Below are 16,897 nucleotides of genomic sequence, written 5' to 3' on the forward strand. Positions count from 1 at the left end.
TCCTTGGTTCGGTGGCTGGTGACGCGTGCCCCGTCGGGGCTTCCCGCGTCGTCCTGAGCACAACGATAATACCCCTGGGGGTATAGCGCAAGTACCCCCAGGGGTATCTAGGGAGCGGGGCGCCGGCACCGCTGCCGGCGGGTGCGGTGCCGCTCGACCGCCTCCTGGTAGGACGCCACGAGGACCTCGGTCGCGGCCCGCCAGCCGAGGCTCTCGGCGTCGGCCCGGCCGGCCGCTCCCATCCGTGCGCGCAGGGCCGCGTCGTCGAGCAGCCGGGCCAGGCCGCCGGTGAGCGCGTCCGTGTCCCCGGGCGGCACGAGCAGTCCGGTCTGCCCGTCCTGCACCGCGTAGGGGATCCCGCCCGCCCGGGCGCCGACCACCGGCACCCCGCTGGCCAGGGACTCCAGGGCCACGAGTCCAAGGGTCTCCGTGGTGGACGGGAATGCGAACACGTCCGCCGAGGCGTACGCGGCCGCCAGCTCCTCCCCGGCGAGCCGCCCCGGGAAGACCGCGGGGGCGCCCGCGAAGCGCCGTTCGAGCTCCGCCCGGTGCGGGCCGTCGCCCACCACGGCGAGCCGGGTGCCCGGCAGCCGCCGCAGCGGCTCGAGCAGCGCCGCCACGTTCTTCTCCCGCGACAGCCGCCCGACGGAGAGCACCAGGCGGTCGCCGGGGTGCCCGCCGGTGAGCCGGGCGCGCATCGCGGGGGACGCCTTCGCGGGGTGGAACAGCTCCGTGTCGACGCCCTTGGGCCACAGCGCCGCGCCGCGCACGCCCAGGGTCTCCGCGCGTTCCACCATGGGGCCCGACGTGCACAGCGTGATCCCGGCGAGGTTGTGGGTCGTGCGGATCCACCGCTCCACGGGCCGGCGCAGGACACCGAGCCCGTGCCCGAACACGCTCATGTACTGCGGCACGTCGGTGTGGAAGGACGTGAGCAGCGGCAGGTCCCGGGCCCGGGCCGAGAGGGCGCCCCACGCGCCGAACCACACCGGGTTCACGGCGTGCACCACGTCGGGGCGGAACGCCGACACGGCGCGCTCGGCCCGCGGGGACGGCAGGCCTCCCCGGACGTCCCGGTACCAGGGGAACGCCACGGACGGGACCCTGAGCACCCGGTGCGGGCCCCAGCGCCCGGGCGGGCTGCCCGGTGTGAGCACGAGCACCTCGTGGCCGAGCTCCCCGAGCTCGTCGAGGGTGCGCGTCAGGCGCGTCACCACTCCGTCGACGTTCGGGACGAAGACGTCCGTGTACAGCGCGATCCGCATCCGCCGGCTCAGGCGCCCACGGCCGCGGGGCGGGCCGGCCGCGACGGGACGCCCGGGCGGCGGCGGGTGTTCCACACGGACGTCGCCGGGATGCGGGAGAGGTCCACGCGGTGGGCCCAGCGCACGGCGGTCTGCTCGACCTCCCGGAGCAGGCCCTCCGACAGGGTGGTGGGGCGCAGCCCGAGGTCCAGGAGCGCGGTGCTGTCGACGTGCAGGTCGTTCTCCGCGGACTCCTGGCGGGGGTTGGGGACCGTCTCCACCTCCGCGCCGGTGAGCCCGGCCACGAGGCGGGCGAGGTCGCGGACCCGGTGCGTCTCCGTCATCTGGTTGAAGATCTTGACCCGGTCCCCGGCCTCCGGCGGGTTCAGCAGGGCGAGCTCCACGCACCGGACCGTGTCCTGGAGGTGGATGAACGCGCGGGTCTGCCCGCCGGTGCCGTGCACGGTCAGCGGGTGGCCCACCGCGGCCTGGACGAGGAAGCGGTTGAGGACCGTGCCGTAGTCGCCGTCGTAGTCGAAGCGGTTGACCAGTCGCTCGTCGAGGGCCGTCTCCGCGGTGCCGGTGCCCCAGACGATGCCCTGGTGCAGGTCCGTGATCCGCAGGCGGTCGTTCCTGGCGTAGAACGCGAACATGGTCTGATCCAGCACCTTGGTCATGTGGTAGACCGAGCCGGGGTGGGAGGGGTAGAGGATCTGCTGGGGGACGCCGCCGTGCGGGCCGGGGACCTCCACGTCCAGGTAGCCCTCCGGGATCCGCATCCCGGCGGTGCCGTACCCGTAGACGCCCATGGTGCCCAGGTGCACGAGGTGGACGTCCAGGCCGGACTCCACGACGGCGCACAGCACGTTGTGGGTGGCGCTGACGTTGTTGTCCACCGTGTACCGCTTCGTCCGGGGGGTCTTCATGGAGAAGGGCGCGGCCCGCTGCTCCGCGAAGTGCACCACGGCGTCCGGGCGCTCGACGACGAGGAGGTCGAGGAACGCCTCGTAGTCCTCGGCGAGGTCGATCTCGGCGGCGCCGAGTCGGCGGCCGGTGCGCTCCGCCCACGCCGCCCGCCGCTCGTCGAGGCCGCGGATGGGGGTCAGCGACTCCGTGCCGAGCCGGACGTCGAGGGCGCGCCGGGAGAGGTTGTCGACCACGACCACGTCGTGGCCGCGCGCGGACAGGTGCAGGGCGGCGGGCCAGCCGCAGAAGCCGTCACCGCCGAGGATCACGATCTTCACTGGTGCTCCGTTCCCGGACCGGCCGGTGCCGGGCCCGTCGTGTCGGTGTCGGCCTCAGCGTGGAGGACGTGCGTGAACCGGGAGTGAACGGTCCCGGACCAGCTGCTGGTGCCCGAACGAACCGGGGGCGACCTCCCAGCCCGGGCCGCTCAGCTCGCGCAGCTCGTGGGGCAGGTAGGCCCGGCGCAGGGAGCGCAGCCCGTCGGTGCGCAGGAAGGAGCCCGGGGTCAGGGGCAGCACGCCCACCGAGTACAGCCGGTAGGCCGCGGGGCTGCGCACGAGGTCGTTGTGCACCACGAGCCGGCCGGCCAGCCGCTCGGAGTCCGCGACGAGCTCCCGCACGGGCCCGGGGTCCAGGTGGTGGAGCAGGTGGTTGGAGACCACCACGTCGAACGTCTCGCCGGCCGCGACGAGCTCCCGGCTGGTGACCCGCCGGAAGGCCGGGGGCGCCGCCCGCGGGTGCCGGGCCGCCCAGCGGGCGGTCCGTGCCGACGCCCAGCGGTGGGCGCGGGCGTCCGGGTCGATGCCGGTGATCCGCAGGTCGATCCCGTCCCGCTGCGCCCAGCGGGACAGGGCGCGCGCGACGTCCCCGCCGCCGCAGCCGACGTCCAGGAGGCTCAGGGGGCGGCCGGTCGCGGCGAGGGGCCGGATCCGGTGCCGGTAGGTGGCGGACCAGCCGGCGACCAGGGAGTTGACGAGGTCGAAGCGCGCGTAGGTGCGCTCCAGCGCGGCGAGGTCGCAGGCGGGGTCGTCCATGAGCTCGCGCAGCCCGGCGTCCCGCCGGGAGAGGTCGGGCCGGGCGCGCGGCAGGACGGAGGGCATCTGCCCATTCTGCGCAGGACGACACGATCCGCCAAGGAGCGCGGCGGGCCGGGAGCGGCGTGCCGTGCCGTCACTAGACTGGGGACCTCTGCCGGCGCCGGGCAGGAGCAGACGGGAGAAGGGGGCCGCGTGGGACACACCGTGCGTGCCGTGGGCTCGTCGCCCGCGCCGTGGATCGGCCTCGCGAGCGCGTGCTGGGCCGCCAACGCCGCCCTGGGTGCGTCCGTGGGCGCCGGGCTCGTGCGCACGGGCCGGTTCCGCTGGATCCACCACGCCCTCTACATCGCCACCACCACGACGACGGCGGCCGCCACGCTCCTCGCCGTCGGCTCGTCCTCCGCCTCCGGGCGCGCCGCGGGCCGGGCCCTGGCGCCGGCGCTGCTGCCCCTGCTCGCCCTCCCGCGCATCGGCACCCCGGCGCAGGGGCACCCGCGCCGCCACGCGCTCGCGGCACTGTCCGCGGCACCGTTCTACGCCGCGGCCCTGGGCCGCGCCCGCGCCGCCCGCGGACCGACCCGCCCGTCCTGACCCGATCCGCCCGATCTGACCGGAGAGCACATGGAGTTCCTCGACGTCGTCTTCAACCGCCGCACCACGAACGGCCCGTTCCTGCCGGACCGGGTGTCCCCGGAGCACCAGAAGCTGCTGCTGCGGACGGCCGCGGCCGCGCCCTCCCAGTTCAACAGCCAGCCGTGGCGCTTCGTGCTGATCGAGGACCGGGGGACCATCGACCGGATCGCCCGGATCAGCGCCGACTCGATGACGCAGGTGATGGCCGAGGGGACGTTCTTCGACCGGTACAAGCGCTACTTCCGCTTCAGCAGGCAGGAGATGGACGAGCAGCGCTTCGGGATGCTCTTCGACAAGCTGCCCGCGGTGCTGCGCCCCTTCACCAAGAAGGCGTTCACCCCGGGCGGGCAGGCGATGATGAACCGGCTGCGGGTGCCGCAGACCCTGGGCGCGGAGAACCACAAGCTCGTGGCGGGCTCGCCCCTGCTGCTCGGCGTGATGCTCGACCGCCGCGAGTACCGCCCGGGGGAGCTCTCGGGGTTCTACTCGCTCTTCTCGATGGGCGCGGCCATGGAGAACCTGTGGCTGACCACCGTGGAGCTCGGCATGGGCATCCAGTTCATCTCCTTCCCCATGGAGGCCCCCGCCCGGTGGGCCGAGATCGTGGACCTCCTGGACGTGCCCGAGGACCTCGAGCTCATGGCCGTCTACCGTCTGGGCTACGTCCCGGAGGAGCACCGCCGCCCGGCGATCGACTGGTCCAGCCGGGAGCGGCGCCGGATCTCCCAGTACGTGTTCCGGGAGTCCTGCGCCACGCCGCAGCAGGGCTGGGACGACTGAGCGGCGCCGTCACCCTCCGGTGATGAGGGACGCGGCGCGCTCCGCGATCATCGCCGTGGGCGCGTTGGTGTTGCCGCTGGGCACCCGCGGCATGACCGAGGCGTCCACGACCCGCAGGCGGTCGACGCCGTGCACGCGCAGGTCCTCGGGGGAGACCACCGCGTCCGGGCCGGTGCCCATGCGGCACGTGCCCACCTGGTGGTGGTAGGTGGTCACGAATTTGTTGAGGTAGGCGACCTCCTCGTCCTCGGTGCGCACCTCCGCCCCGGGGTAGACCTCCTCGGCGCCCCATCCCTCCGCCAGCGGCGGCGCCGCGACCATCGCGCGGGCCTGCCGGAAGGACGCCAGCAGCGCCTCGCGGTCGCGCGGGTCGTCGAAGATGTTCGGGTCCAGCTCCACGGGGTCCGAGACTCCCGGCCCCGTGAGCCGCACCGTGCCCCGGGAGTGCGGGCGGACGAGCCCCGCGTGCAGCGTGAAGGCGTTCGCCGGCCCCGTCATCCCCGCGTCGTACATCGGGACCGAGAAGTGGATCGGCTGCGTGTCGGGCGCGTCCAGCTCCGGCCGGGAGCGCCAGAACAGGTGGGTCTGGGTGACGGACCAGTCGGAGGCGGGGTGCTCGATGGTGCGGTTCGTCGCCTCGGCGATGACGGGGGCCAGCAGGTGGTCGTGCAGGTTGGCGCCCACCCCGGGCAGGTCGTGGGCCACGGGCACCCCGACGTCGGCGAGGTGCCCGGCCGGGCCGATGCCGGAGCGCAGGAGGATCTTGGGGGAGTCGAGCGCCCCGGCGCACAGGATCACCTCGTCGGCGTGGATCCGCTCGGGGACGCCGTCCGGGTCGTCGAGGGGCACGACGGCCACGCCGACGGCGCGGGCCTCCTCGAGCAGGACCTTCTGGAGGAGCACGCCGGTGCGGACCGTCAGCCGCGGGTGCTCCTCCACCGGCGCCACGTACGCCATGTACGTGTTGAAGCGCCGTCCGTCGCGGACGTTGATCTGCTGCTGGGAGACGCCGTCGAGCGTGCCGGCGTTGTAGTCCTCGTTCCAGGGCACGCCCACGTGCTCGGCGGCCTCGACGATCGACTCGAAGATCGGGTTGAGCGGGTAGTCCTGCACCGCGGGGACCGGCCCGCCGGTGCCCCGGCTCCCGTCCGGGACCGCCCCGGCGGGCGGTACGTAGGCCTCGACCGCGGTGAACCACGGCAGCACGTCGTCCCAGCCCCACCCCGGGCAGCCGTCCGCCGCCCAGGCGTCGTAGTCCTGCGCCGCGCCGCGCACCCAGATGGTGGCGTTGAGCGCGTGGGAGCCGCCGAGCACGCGCCCGCGGGGCCAGTGGATGACCCGGCCGTCCGCGTGCCGCTGGGGCACGGTGAAGTAGTCCCAGTCCTCGGGCGAGTGCCAGAGCTCGCCCAGGCGGGACACCAGGTGGATCGCCGGGTTGAGGTCCTTGCCCCCGGCCTCGAGGAGGATCACCTCGTGGCCGGCGTCCAGGAGGCGGCGGGTCAGGATGCTGCCGGCGGTGCCGGCGCCCACGACGACGTAGGTCTTGGCGGTCTCGTTGTCCATGGCCCCAGTGTGGTCCGGGGCACACCGCGGCACCTTGTCCCGGCGTGCACGGCGCTTGACCCACAGCGCGCCGGTCCGCGCTGTGGGTCAAGAGGAGTGCTCGCACGGACAAGCCGCGGCGACGTGTCCCGGGTCACCATGGGGGCAGTCCCGATCCGCTCGTCCCGAAGGAGACCCCGTGACCACCACGACCGAGACCACGACCGAGACCGTGACCTACGGCGAGCTGCTCGCCGCCGTCACCGACCCGGAGGGTCGCGAGATCCTCGACCCGGCCACCGGGGAGCTGGTCGGCCGGGTCCACGAGTCCACGGTCGAGGAGCTGGAGCAGGCCCTGGCCCGCGCCCGGGAGGAGCAGGCCGAGTGGGCGGCCGTCCCGGACGCCGAGCGCTGCGCGCTGCTGCACCGGGCCGCCGACGCGATCGAGGCGAACGCTCCGGCGCTCGCCGAGCTGCTCTCGCGCGAGCAGGGCAAGCCGGTGCACCAGGGGCCGAACGCCATGTTCGAGGTCGGCGGCGCGGCGGCCTGGATGCGCGCCGCGGCGTCCTTGCCGCTCGGGCCCGAGACGGTCTTCGACGACGAGTCCGGCACCGCGGTCCTCACCTACGACCCCATCGGCGTCGTCGGGGCGATCGGTCCCTGGAACTGGCCGATGATGATCTCGGTCTGGCAGATCGCCCCGGCGCTGCGCATGGGCAACACCGTGGTGCTCAAGCCCTCCGAGCACACCCCGCTCTCCGTCCTGGGCCTGGCGCACGTCGTGAACCAGGTGCTGCCCGAGGGTCTCGTCACCGTGGTCCCCGGCGGCCGGGAGATCGGCGAGGCGCTGTCCCGGCACCCCGGCGTGGACAAGCTCACGTTCACCGGGTCGACCGCCACGGGCAAGGCGATCATGCGCTCGGCCGCGGACACGCTGACCCGGCTGACCCTCGAGCTCGGCGGCAACGACGCGGGCATCGTGCTCCCGGACGCCGATCCGCAGGCCATCGCCGAGGGCCTGTTCTGGGGCGCGTTCATCAACACGGGCCAGACCTGCGCGGCCCTCAAGCGCCTCTACGTCCACGAGGACGTCTACGACGCCGTGTGCGAGTCCCTCACCGAGGTCGCGGCGGCCATGCCGATGGGCGAGGGCCGGGACGAGCGCAACGTCCTGGGCCCCCTGCAGAACAGGTCGCAGTTCGAGATCGTGGCCGACCTCGTGGAGAAGGCCAGGGCCGGCGGGGGGCGGGTGCTGCTCGGCGGGGACCCGGACGCGGACCGGCCGGGGCACTTCTACCCGACGACCCTGGTGGCCGACCTCGACGACGACAACCCCCTCGTGACCCAGGAGCAGTTCGGGCCGGCCCTGCCCATCGTGAAGTACTCCTCGGTGGACGACGCCGTGCGCATGGCCAACCGGCTGGACGTCGGGCTCGGTGCCTCCGTGTGGGGCACCGACACCGACCGCGCCCGGGAGGTGGCCGCGCGGATCCAGGCCGGCACGGTGTGGATCAACAAGCACGGCGCGATCGACCCCCGGATGCCCTTCGGCGGGATCAAGGGCTCGGGCTTCGGCGTGGAGTTCGGGGTGGAGGGCCTCAAGGCGTTCGGCGTGCCGAAGGTCATCGCGTCCTGACGGAGCCCGCAGCTCCGCCCTGCTGGCCGAGGACTACGGTTCCGGTCCCCGGCACCTGATCGGCCCTGCGCACTACCACGACTTCCTCGAGCTGCTGCGGGTCCTGGTGCCCGTGCTGGCCGGCCTGTTCGGCGGGCTCACCCTGCTCGGCCGGCTCTTCGGGGAGGCGGGGCGCGAGGACCTGGTCAGCTACCTCGTGCTCTCGCTCGCCCCCGCGGTCGGCGCCGCGATCCAGGGGGCCCTGATGGGGGCGGGCATCGCCGTCGTCGTCTTCGCCGTGGTGGAGCGCACGGAGGCCGCGGAGGCGGCGCGCCGCGGCGACCGGGGCGGGGCCGGGGGGCAGGCGCCCCCGCGCTGGACCGTCGAGCGGCTGCCGCCGCCGCGCCCCGAGCGGGACGTCACCGCCGGGGAGCTGGTCTGGGCCACCATCGCCCTGGGCCTGGCCTTCGCCGCGCCGTTCCTGCTCTCGCGGCCGCTGTTCCGCGAGGGCCCGCTCGCCGGCGAGCCCCTGCTCGACCCGGCCGTGTGGACGCCGTGGGTGCCGCTCTACCTGGGGATCGTGCTGCTCGCCTGGGGGTGGGAGCTGCCGCGCTTCCGCCGCGGTCCCGGACCGCGGGCCGGGCCCGGCCCGGGCGGCGGCCGTGCTGTCCGGGACAGCGCTCGGCCCGCGGGAGCTCCTCGGAGCTCCCGCGGGCCGGGAGAGGGCCTCTGCCGCCGCGGGGTGCCGAGCGGTGCGGAGCGCGGGACGCCTCGTGGGCGTCCGGCGCCGGCCGGGATGCGCGGAACCGGGTCCGGTGGCGCACCGTGTGATCACCAGTTGACACCGTGGTCAGCACGATGCGCAAACGTCTACTCTGAACCTGATCAGATCGACCGATTTCGGTCGGGAAGGAGGGGCTGCTGTGGTCAGCATGACGAACGGCGGGGCCGGGACGGGTCCGCTGGACCCGACGGACCGGAGGATCCTGGCGGCGCTGGACGAGGACCCGCGGATGACCGTGCTGGCCCTGGCACAGCGCACGGGCCTGGCGCGCGGGACCATCCACGCCCGGCTCGAGCGCTACCGCGCGAGCCCCGCGCTGCGCCCGCACAGCACCCGGGTGACGCCGGCGGCGCTCGGCTACGGTCTGGCCGCGAGCGTGGCCGTGGAGCTCGACCAGCACCAGCTCGACGAGGCGATCGCCGGTCTGCAGGCGATTCCCCAGGTCATCGAGGTGTTCGCCCCCGCCGGGCAGACGGACCTGCTGTGCCGGGTGGTCGCGAAGGACCCCGAGGACCTCTACCGGGTCTCCGAGGAGATCCGGTTGTGCCCCGGCATCCTGCGGACGTCGACGAGCATGTTCCTGCGCACCGTCATCCCGTACCGGGTGGCGCCGCTGCTCGCGGAGGACGGGACGCCGGGCAGGGACGGGGTCAGTTCCGGGCGGCCGCGCCCATGACCTCGGCCCGCAGCCGGTCCAGGTCCACGTCGTCGCCCTCGTGCAGGCCGTGGGTGCGGACCCACGCGCGGGCGCTGAGCATGATCTCGTCGTAGTACTGGTGGGTCTCGCAGTGGGCGGCCCCGATCCGGGCCTGGGCGCGGGGCTCACAGCTGTCCTCCGTGAAGGAGATGACGGCCACCGGGCTGAGCGCCAGGCCGACCACGCCGCGGACCGCCGTGATGGTGCGGCCGTGGAACGTGTCGCCGGGGGCGAGGTCCCAGGCCCTGGCGGTGGGGTGCTGATGGGTGAGGTCCATGATCGATCGGCTCTTGAGCTGGAGGGGAGTCCGCCCCGCCGGCGCACAGCGCCGGGGAACGGCCCCGGGAACGGGAGGTGATGGAGGAAGAGCGGAGGAAAGGAGGGGGCGGCCGGGGGCCGGCCGGTGTGCGGCCGGCCCCCGGCGCCGTCCGGTCAGTGGCCGAGGCCGGTCCAGTGGCTGGTGTCCTGGTACCAGGGGGACCAGGAGTAGCCGTCGTAGTAGCGGTACTTGACCACGTGGTAGACCTTCTTGTCGTCGTGGTGGTCCAGGTGCTTGTAGTGCCCGCCGCCCCAGGCGCCGCCCCAGTAGTAGTAGTGGTCGCCGCCGGTGTAGTGGTGGTGGCCGTGCTTGCTCACCGCGTAGTAGTGCTGCTTGACCTCCACCTTGTACCACTTGGGGCACTTCACGTGGAACGGGTACTTGACGATCTTCTTCCCGTGGTGCCACGTCCAGGAGGGCTTGTGGGCGTCGACCGAGCAGTGCTTCTGGTGCGGCTTGTGCGACTCCGTCCCGAGCACCGAGGACTGCGCCGAGTCGGCCGGCGCCGGAGCCGCCTGGGCGGGGGAGCCCAGCAGGGGCAGGGCGCCGGCGGCCAGGGTCAGGGAGGCCAGGGACAGCACCGCCTTGCGGGCGTAGCGGCGGGCGCCGGCCGGCTGCGGGGCTGCGGACGAGGTGGTTTCGATGGACATTTCGGGTCTCCTGCGGAAGAGGGACTGCGTGGCTGCCGGTGGTTCCTCCCCGGGGTCCGGCGGGGAACTTCTCGAACCGACAGGACCAGATTCGCAGTCGGGGGCACCGCGCGGCGTCCACCCGGGAGTTGAACTCCGGCGTACAACCGGGGTGGTACGCGCCGGGCCGGGGGGCAGGGCTCAGAAGCTGTCCGTGGGCTTGACGAGCCCGCTCTTGAACGCGGCCGTCACCGCCTGGGCGCGCTCGCTGACGCCCAGCTTCAGGAAGATCCGGTGGACGTGGGTCTTCACGGTCGCCTCGCTGAGGAACAGCCGCCGGGCGATCTCCGTGTTGGTCAGGCCGTGGGCGACGGCGACCAGGACCTCGCGCTCCCGCCGGGTGAGCTGCTGCAGCTGCTCCGGCGGCGGGACGGCCGGGTCGGGGTGCCGGCTGAACTCGGTCAGGAGCCTGCGGGTCACGTCCGGGTCCAGCCAGCCCCCGCCGCGGGCGAGGGAGCGCACGGCGTCCGCCAGGACCTTGGGCGCGGAGCTCTTGAGGATGAAGCCGGAGGCGCCCGCCCGCAGCGCGGCGTGGACGGCGGCGTCCTCGTCGAACGTCGTCAGCATCAGGACGGTGGTGACGTTCGGCATCCGGTCGAGGAACGCGTCGGACGTGAGCACCCGGGTGGCGGCCACCCCGTCCGTGCCGGGCATGCGCACGTCCATGACCACCACGTCCGGCTGCAGGCGGGCCGTCTCCTCGACGGCCGCCGCGCCGTCGGCGGCCTCGCCGACGACGATCAGGTCCGGCTCGGCGGTGAGGAGCATGGCCAGCCCGGAGCGCACCATCGCCTCGTCGTCCACCAGGAGCACCCGGACGGGTGCGGGTTCCGTGCCCCGTGTCATCCGGTGGCCTCCCCGCCCGCGGCGGCCGCCGCGGCGCCGTGCGGGTCGGCGGGGCCGACGGGAAGCCGCGCCGACACCAGGTACCCGCCGTGCGGGTCGGGGCCGGCCGTCGCCTCGCCGCCCACCGCCCGGGCGCGCTCCGCCATCCCCCGCACTCCGTGCCCGGTCGACAGCCGCGCGGCGAGGCGACCGCGGGTCCCGGCGCCGTCCGTGCGGACGGAGAGCTCGACGTCCCGGGGCCCCCAGTCGAGGGCCACCCGGACGGGGCGGTCCGGGGCGGCGTGCTTGACGGCGTTGGTCAGGGCCTCCTGCGCGATGCGGTAGGCAGCCTCGTCCACGGCCGGCTCCAGGGCGCAGGGCTCGCCCGCCACGCAGAGCTCCACCTCCCGGCCCGCCGCGCGCAGGTGGTCCAGCAGCCCGTCGAGGCGCTGCAGGCCCACCGGCTCCTGCTCCGCCCGGGCCGCCGGCGCCGGGGAGAGCAGGCCCAGCATGCGCCGCAGCTCCGTGACGGCCTGCTCACCGAGCTCGTCGACCTGCCGCAGCGCCGCCCGGGCCCGGTCCGGGTCGCGCTCCATGACGCGCTCGGCCCCTCCGGCCTGCAGCACCATGAGGCTCACCGCGTGCGCCACGACGTCGTGCAGCTCCCGGGCGATGCGCTGGCGCTCCTCGGCCTCGGCCCGGGCGGCGGCCAGCCGGGCCACGAGCTCACGCTGCGCCACGCTCCAGCGGACCCACCGGCCCACGCCGAAGACGACGAGGTGGGCCACGGTGAGGAACAGGGCCGCGACGAGGAACGCGGCCGCCCGCATCGACGGGTCGGGGGTGTCCTGGACGGTGGCGTGCACGCTGGTGGCGACCGGCAGGAACGCGATCGCCAGGCCGGGGACCGCCCTGCGGTCCGGGCAGTGCGCGGCCACCGCGAAGAGGGCCAGCCAGACGCAGAAGATGGGGTGGAACCCGAAGCCGAGCAGCGCGACGGCCACGGCGCCCAGCGCGACCAGCAGGAGCACCGCCAGGGGCCACCGCCGGCGCCAGAACAGGGGCAGGTACAGCAGCGCCGCCGAGAGCACGACGAGCCAGGGGGCGACCGCGCCGGGCTCCGCCGTGCGGTCCCACGTGATCTGGAGCTCGATGCCCCACAGCACCGGCACCGCGACGAGGTCCAGGGCCACGCGCGAGGGGTGTCTCCAGGATCTCATCGGCCCCCCCGCTCAGCTGCACACGGACCTGCCGAAGACGGTGCAGATCCACATCCGCTCGACGGGAGGGGCGGGCAGCCGGCAGTCCTCGACGATCGAGTGGCGCCGGATCTCCTCCCACGCCACCACGGGCCGCAGGGCGTCCTCGGCGCAGTCCGGGACCTCGGCGGGCCGTGCCCCCAGCGCCGTCTCCACGGCCGAGCACAGTTCGGCGCCCGTGGCGAGCCGGCGCTCGGAGCCCGCGCCGTCCGGAGGGCCCTGCGCCGGGCACCCGGACGGGTGCTCGAGCCGGATGCCCGTCATCTCGGAGTCCGGGTCGTGCAGGACGCCGTGCAGCAGGATCCGCGAGATCCTGATCCGCTCGACCTCGTCCGTGCGCCCCGACGCGACCCGGGCGATCAGCACCTCGGGGTCGACGTCCCGTCCCAGCCAGTCCGGCGGGCCCTGCACCAGCACGTAGTCGCTGTCCACCAGCCGTCCCCACGCCAGGTGCCCCTCGACGGCGTCGGGCGCTCGCGCGTTCTGGACGGACACCAGTGTCCGGAATTCTGTCTCGAGTGTCGCCATGCCGAGCCCCCCCGCCAGTCGTGCGGCAATTCTCCTCGTCCGCCCACGTCAAGTCCATAGTCGGCGTCCCGGGCGGGCCGGCCGGTGCGTCCCGCGGCGCCTTCGGGGGCCCGGAGCCCTGGTCTCGCGGGGCCGTGCGCGGTACCGTAAGCAGACTGGCGAATTTGTTGTTTTTCGTCACCGCTGATCGTCGAGACGGAACGAAGGAGATGCCATGAGCACCAAGGTCGAGAAGACTGTCGTGGTCGACGTGCCGCTGACCACCGTGTACAACCAGTGGACCCAGTTCGAGGACTTCCCCCACTTCATGAGCGGCGTGCAGAGCGTGACGCAGCGCGGCGACGACCGCCTCGAGTGGGTTGCCGAGATCGGCGGCGTCCGCCGGCAGTGGGAGGCGAAGATCGTGGAGCAGGTCCCGGACCGCCGGGTCTCCTGGGCCGCCACCGAGGGCGCCACCAACGCCGGCACCGTGATGTTCCACGACGCGGGCAACGGCCGGACCGAGGTGCACCTGGTCCTCGAGTACGAGCCCGAGGGCCTCGTGGAGAAGGTCGGGGACAAGCTCAACGTGGTCGAGAACCAGGCCGAGGGCGACCTCGAGCGGTTCAAGAAGTTCATCGAGGACGAGGGCTACGCGACCGGCGCCTGGCGGGGCTCCGTCGACGAGGGCGCGCCCGTCGGCACCCCCGGGGTCGAGCACGCGGCCGCCTCCCGCGGGGACGACGGCAAAGCCGGGGTGTCCGGCAAGGCGGTCGCCGCCGGCGTCGCGGCGGCCGGCGTCGCGGCCGCCGGGGCGGCCGCCGCGGCGAAGAAGAAGGACTCCGCTCCGGACACGGAGCCGGTCACCCTCGAGTCGTCGGCGCCGCCCGCGGCACCGACGGCCCCTGCGGCGCCGGTGACCTCCGGCGAGACCGTGACCGGTGAGGTCCCGCCGATCCCCACCGTGGACGAGGCCCTCACCGACGACACCGTCGACGCGGACCTGGACGTGGACCCCACCAGCCGGCGCATCGACGACCGCCCCGCGGGCGGCGCGCTCTGAGCCGGCCCCTCCCGTGCGCCGGGCCCCCGACCGCCGCGGTCGGGGGCCCGGTGCACGGGAGGGGTGACCGGTGCGGCCGAGCCGCGCCCGGACCGGGCACGGGGGCCGCCGGCCCGGTCAGCCGGTGACGGCCCCCAGCGACGCCGAGCGCACCAGCTTGACGTACTTGCCCAGCACACCGCCCTCGTACTGCGGGCGCAGGGGGGCCCAGCCGTCGCGGCGCCCGGCCAGCTCCTCGGCGTCCACCAGCAGGTCCAGGGAACGGGCCGCCAGGTCCACTCGGATCCGGTCGCCGTCGCGCAGGAACGCGATCGGACCGGCGTCGACGGCCTCCGGCGCGATGTGGCCGATGCACAGGCCCGTGGTGCCGCCCGAGAACCGCCCGTCGGTGAGCAGCAGCACGTCCTTGCCGAGCCCCGCGCCCTTGATCGCCCCGGTGATGGCCAGCATCTCGCGCATCCCCGGACCGCCCTTGGGGCCCTCGTAGCGGATGACGAGCACGTCCCCGGCCGTGATCTCGCCGGCCTCGAGGGCGTCCATCGCCGCCTGCTCGCGCTCGAAGACCCGGGCCGGGCCCTCGAAGACCTCGGCGTCGAAGCCGGCGGACTTCACCACCGCGCCCTCCGGCGCCAGGGAGCCGTGCAGCACCGTGATCCCGCCCGTGCGGTGGATGGGGTTGTCGAGCGTGCGGATCACGTCGCCGTCCAGGGGATCGGGGTCCAGGGCGGCCAGGTTCTCGGCCACCGTGCGCCCCGTCACGGTGAGGGCGTCGCCGTGCAGCAGCCCGGCGTCGAGCAGCGCCTTCATGACCACGGGGATGCCGCCGTGCCGGTCGACGTCGTTCATGACGTAGCGGCCGAACGGCTTGAGGTCCGCGAGGTGGGGGACGCGGTCACCGATCCGGTTGAAGTCCTCCAGGGTGAGCTCCACCTCCGCCTCGTGGGCGATGGCCAGCAGGTGCAGGACGGCGTTGGTGGACCCGCCGAGGGCCATGAGCACGGTGACGGCGTTCTCGAAGGCCTCCTTCGTCAGGACGTCCCGCGCCGTGATGCCCTGCCGGAGCATCTCGACCACGGCCTCCCCGGAGCGGTGGGCGAACTGGTCGCGCCGCCGGTCCGCCGAGGGCGGGGCCGCGGAACCCGGCAGGCTCATGCCCAGGGCCTCGGCCACGGAGGCCATGGTGTTGGCCGTGTACATCCCGCCGCAGGCGCCCTCGCCCGGGCAGATGGACCGCTCGATCCGGTCGAGGTCGGCCCGGCCCATCAGGCCCGCCTTGCACGCGCCCACGGCCTCGAACGCGTCGATGAGGGTGACGTCCTTCTCGGTCCCGTCGCTGAGCTTCACCCACCCCGGCGCGATGGTCCCGGCGTAGAGGAACACCGAGGCCAGGTCCAGGCGGGCGGCGGCCATGAGCATGCCGGGCAGGGACTTGTCGCACCCGGCCAGCAGCACGGAGCCGTCGAGGCGCTCCGCCTGCATCACCGTCTCCACGGAGTCCGCGATGACCTCCCGCGAGACCAGCGAGAAGTGCATTCCCACGTGCCCCATCGAGATCCCGTCCGAGACCGAGATCGTGCCGAACTGGAGGGGGTAGCCGCCCCCGGCGTGGACGCCCTCCTTGCAGCCCTGGGCGAGCCGGTCCAGCGAGAGGTTGCACGGGGTGATCTCGTTCCAGGAGCTCGCGATGCCGATCTGCGGCTTCTCCCAGTCGGCGTCGCCCATGCCCACGGCGCGGAGCATGCCGCGGCTGGCGGTCGCGTCGATGCCGTCGGTGACCTGACGGCTGCGGGGCTTCATGTCGGGGCTCATGCGGTCTCTCCCGGGTCGTCGGTGCGCGGTGGGGTGCGCGGGGCAGGGCGTCCCGCGAACCTATCAACGGAACTCGAGGAGCGTCGAGGGATGTCCACGGCCGGCACGGAACTTTGTGCCCGCAGGGGGAAGACAAGGCGTGCCCGGCCCTCCTAGGGTGGGAGCAGGCAACGATAAGCAACCTGATCGAAGGAGCCCGAGATGCCCGAGGCACCCGTCTCCCAGCACGCCCGCGCGATGGCCGACGACGAGGGCGGGATGCCCGAGCAGCAGCAGACGCCCCCGGGCCTGACCGCCGCCATGGACCCCGTGCCGGACCACGGGGAGGCGTCCTGGGAGGGGCGGGGCCGGCTCGAGGGGCTCAAGGCCCTGATCACCGGCGGGGACTCCGGGATCGGCCGGGCCGTGGCGATCGCGTTCGCCCGGGAGGGCGCCGACGTCGCGATCAACTACCTCCCCGACGAGCAGGAGGACGCCCAGGACGTGGTGGGCTGGATCGAGAAGGCCGGGCGCACCGCGGTCCTGGTCCCCGGCGACGTGCGCGAGGAGCGGAACTGCCAGGACATCGTGGACCGGGCGGTCGATGGCCTCGGCGGGCTCAACGTGGTCGTGAACAACGCGGGCTTCCACTGGGCGCGCGGGGAGGCGGGGCTCCAGGGGCTCGCCACGGAGGACCTGGAACGGGCCGTGCGCACCAACCTCTACGGCACCCTGTGGATCAGCCGCGCGGCGCTGCCGCACCTCGGCCGCGGGGACAGCATCATCAACACCACGTCCGTGCAGGCCTACGACCCCTCGGTGTCGATGGTCGACTACGCCGCCACGAAGGCGGCCCTCAACAACGTCACCGCCAACCTCGCCGCCGAGCTCGGCCCCGACGGCATCCGCGTCAACGCCGTGGCCCCCGGGCCCGTGTGGACCCCGCTGGGGCCGGCCACCAAGGAGCCCGGGGCGGTCGCGAACATGGGCAAGGAGACGCCCCTCGGGCGGGTCGCCCAGCCCGCCGAGCTGGCCGGCGCCTACGTCTTCCTCGCCAGCCCGGCCGAGGCCAGCTACGTCAGCGGCATCGTGCTCGGCGTCACCGGCGGCATGCCCGTCTTCTGAGCAACCCCCCACGGAAGGAGCACC

Annotated in this window: 16 protein-coding genes; 6 read left to right on the top strand and 10 right to left on the bottom strand. The window is 74.2% G+C overall.

Translation table 11 applies throughout. The annotated features are described in order from the left end of the window. Positions 1-107: 107 nt before the first annotated feature. From RCG67_RS13490 to RCG67_RS13500, 3 genes are read right to left on the bottom strand one after another with little or no spacing between them, the layout of a single operon-like run. Positions 108-1,265 carry a glycosyltransferase gene (locus tag RCG67_RS13490; protein WP_368826982.1) on the bottom strand — a complete coding sequence of 386 codons (1,158 nt, stop codon included), beginning with the start codon at positions 1,263-1,265 and terminating at the stop codon, positions 108-110. Between the two features lie 8 nt (positions 1,266-1,273). Beyond that, a complete protein-coding gene (locus tag RCG67_RS13495) occupies positions 1,274-2,488 on the bottom strand; it encodes an NAD-dependent epimerase/dehydratase family protein (RefSeq protein WP_368826985.1) in 1,215 nt (404 codons plus the stop codon). 54 nt (positions 2,489-2,542) lie between these two features. After that, positions 2,543-3,310 (bottom strand): methyltransferase domain-containing protein, encoded by a 768-nt coding sequence (locus RCG67_RS13500; RefSeq protein WP_368826987.1) that lies wholly within the window; start codon positions 3,308-3,310, stop codon positions 2,543-2,545. Positions 3,311-3,439: 129 nt separating this feature from the next. Here RCG67_RS13500 and RCG67_RS13505 point away from each other — a divergent pair, with 129 nt between their 5' ends. Beyond that, positions 3,440-3,838: a hypothetical protein gene (locus tag RCG67_RS13505; protein WP_368826988.1), complete on the top strand. Its 399-nt coding sequence runs from the start codon at positions 3,440-3,442 to the stop codon at positions 3,836-3,838. Between the two features lie 30 nt (positions 3,839-3,868). Continuing rightward, on the top strand, positions 3,869-4,660 hold the full coding sequence (locus RCG67_RS13510) for a nitroreductase family protein (protein ID WP_368826990.1): 792 nt from the start codon (positions 3,869-3,871) through the stop codon (positions 4,658-4,660). Positions 4,661-4,669: 9 nt separating this feature from the next. On the opposite strand, the gene RCG67_RS13515 is transcribed toward RCG67_RS13510, so the two are convergent. After that, positions 4,670-6,223 carry a GMC family oxidoreductase gene (locus RCG67_RS13515; protein ID WP_368826993.1) on the bottom strand — a complete coding sequence of 518 codons (1,554 nt, stop codon included), beginning with the start codon at positions 6,221-6,223 and terminating at the stop codon, positions 4,670-4,672. Between the two features lie 178 nt (positions 6,224-6,401). Between RCG67_RS13515 and RCG67_RS13520 the strand changes: the two genes are divergently transcribed. Together RCG67_RS13520 and RCG67_RS13525 are read left to right on the top strand one after the other, a co-directional pair. Beyond that, entirely contained in the window at positions 6,402-7,838 is a 1,437-nt protein-coding gene (locus RCG67_RS13520; protein ID WP_368826995.1) for an aldehyde dehydrogenase family protein, read from the top strand. 911 nt (positions 7,839-8,749) lie between these two features. Further along, positions 8,750-9,277 carry an Lrp/AsnC family transcriptional regulator gene (locus RCG67_RS13525; protein ID WP_368827070.1) on the top strand — a complete coding sequence of 176 codons (528 nt, stop codon included), beginning with the start codon at positions 8,750-8,752 and terminating at the stop codon, positions 9,275-9,277. Here RCG67_RS13525 and RCG67_RS13530 read toward each other — a convergent pair. From RCG67_RS13530 to RCG67_RS13550, 5 genes are all read right to left on the bottom strand, one after another. After that, a complete protein-coding gene (locus RCG67_RS13530) occupies positions 9,252-9,575 on the bottom strand; it encodes a hypothetical protein (RefSeq protein WP_368826997.1) in 324 nt (107 codons plus the stop codon). The two genes, RCG67_RS13525 and RCG67_RS13530, sit on opposite strands and share 26 nt — an antisense overlap. Before the next feature lie 155 nt (positions 9,576-9,730). Then, a complete protein-coding gene (locus RCG67_RS13535) occupies positions 9,731-10,267 on the bottom strand; it encodes a hypothetical protein (protein WP_368826999.1) in 537 nt (178 codons plus the stop codon). A gap of 180 nt (positions 10,268-10,447) precedes the next feature. Further along, positions 10,448-11,152 carry a response regulator gene (locus RCG67_RS13540; protein WP_368827001.1) on the bottom strand — a complete coding sequence of 235 codons (705 nt, stop codon included), beginning with the start codon at positions 11,150-11,152 and terminating at the stop codon, positions 10,448-10,450. Next, complete coding sequence (locus tag RCG67_RS13545) at positions 11,149-12,351, bottom strand: sensor histidine kinase (protein WP_368827003.1); 1,203 nt, start codon at positions 12,349-12,351, stop codon at positions 11,149-11,151. The genes RCG67_RS13540 and RCG67_RS13545 overlap by 4 nt, the downstream gene beginning before the upstream one ends. A 12-nt stretch (positions 12,352-12,363) precedes the next feature. Further along, on the bottom strand, positions 12,364-12,885 hold the full coding sequence (locus RCG67_RS13550; RefSeq protein ID WP_058873093.1) for a hypothetical protein: 522 nt from the start codon (positions 12,883-12,885) through the stop codon (positions 12,364-12,366). Between the two features lie 247 nt (positions 12,886-13,132). Between RCG67_RS13550 and RCG67_RS13555 the strand changes: the two genes are divergently transcribed. Next, entirely contained in the window at positions 13,133-13,960 is an 828-nt protein-coding gene (locus RCG67_RS13555) for an SRPBCC family protein (protein WP_368827005.1), read from the top strand. A 117-nt stretch (positions 13,961-14,077) separates the two neighbouring features. Here RCG67_RS13555 and ilvD read toward each other — a convergent pair whose 3' ends face one another. Then, complete coding sequence (ilvD, locus tag RCG67_RS13560; RefSeq protein ID WP_368827006.1) at positions 14,078-15,769, bottom strand: dihydroxy-acid dehydratase; 1,692 nt, start codon at positions 15,767-15,769, stop codon at positions 14,078-14,080. A 201-nt stretch (positions 15,770-15,970) separates the two neighbouring features. Here ilvD and RCG67_RS13565 point away from each other — a divergent pair, with 201 nt between their 5' ends. Then, positions 15,971-16,873: an SDR family oxidoreductase gene (locus tag RCG67_RS13565; protein ID WP_368827007.1), complete on the top strand. Its 903-nt coding sequence runs from the start codon at positions 15,971-15,973 to the stop codon at positions 16,871-16,873. Positions 16,874-16,897: the final 24 nt, after the last annotated feature.

The sequence above is a fragment of the Kocuria cellulosilytica genome (assembly GCF_040981245.1).
GTDB lineage: Bacteria > Actinomycetota > Actinomycetes > Actinomycetales > Micrococcaceae > Kocuria > Kocuria cellulosilytica.

Coding starts and splice junctions, on each gene's coding strand:
- RCG67_RS13490 (WP_368826982.1), bottom strand. CDS start 1,265: ATGCGGATCGCGCTGTACACGGACGTCTTCGTCCCGAACGTCGACGGA.
- RCG67_RS13500 (WP_368826987.1), bottom strand. CDS start 3,310: ATGCCCTCCGTCCTGCCGCGCGCCCGGCCCGACCTCTCCCGGCGGGAC.
- RCG67_RS13510 (WP_368826990.1), top strand. CDS start 3,869: ATGGAGTTCCTCGACGTCGTCTTCAACCGCCGCACCACGAACGGCCCG.
- RCG67_RS13515 (WP_368826993.1), bottom strand. CDS start 6,223: ATGGACAACGAGACCGCCAAGACCTACGTCGTCGTGGGCGCCGGCACC.
- RCG67_RS13525 (WP_368827070.1), top strand. CDS start 8,750: ATGACGAACGGCGGGGCCGGGACGGGTCCGCTGGACCCGACGGACCGG.
- RCG67_RS13530 (WP_368826997.1), bottom strand. CDS start 9,575: ATGGACCTCACCCATCAGCACCCCACCGCCAGGGCCTGGGACCTCGCC.
- RCG67_RS13535 (WP_368826999.1), bottom strand. CDS start 10,267: ATGTCCATCGAAACCACCTCGTCCGCAGCCCCGCAGCCGGCCGGCGCC.
- RCG67_RS13540 (WP_368827001.1), bottom strand. CDS start 11,152: ATGACACGGGGCACGGAACCCGCACCCGTCCGGGTGCTCCTGGTGGAC.
- RCG67_RS13545 (WP_368827003.1), bottom strand. CDS start 12,351: ATGAGATCCTGGAGACACCCCTCGCGCGTGGCCCTGGACCTCGTCGCG.
- RCG67_RS13555 (WP_368827005.1), top strand. CDS start 13,133: ATGAGCACCAAGGTCGAGAAGACTGTCGTGGTCGACGTGCCGCTGACC.
- ilvD (WP_368827006.1), bottom strand. CDS start 15,769: ATGAGCCCCGACATGAAGCCCCGCAGCCGTCAGGTCACCGACGGCATC.
- RCG67_RS13565 (WP_368827007.1), top strand. CDS start 15,971: ATGCCCGAGGCACCCGTCTCCCAGCACGCCCGCGCGATGGCCGACGAC.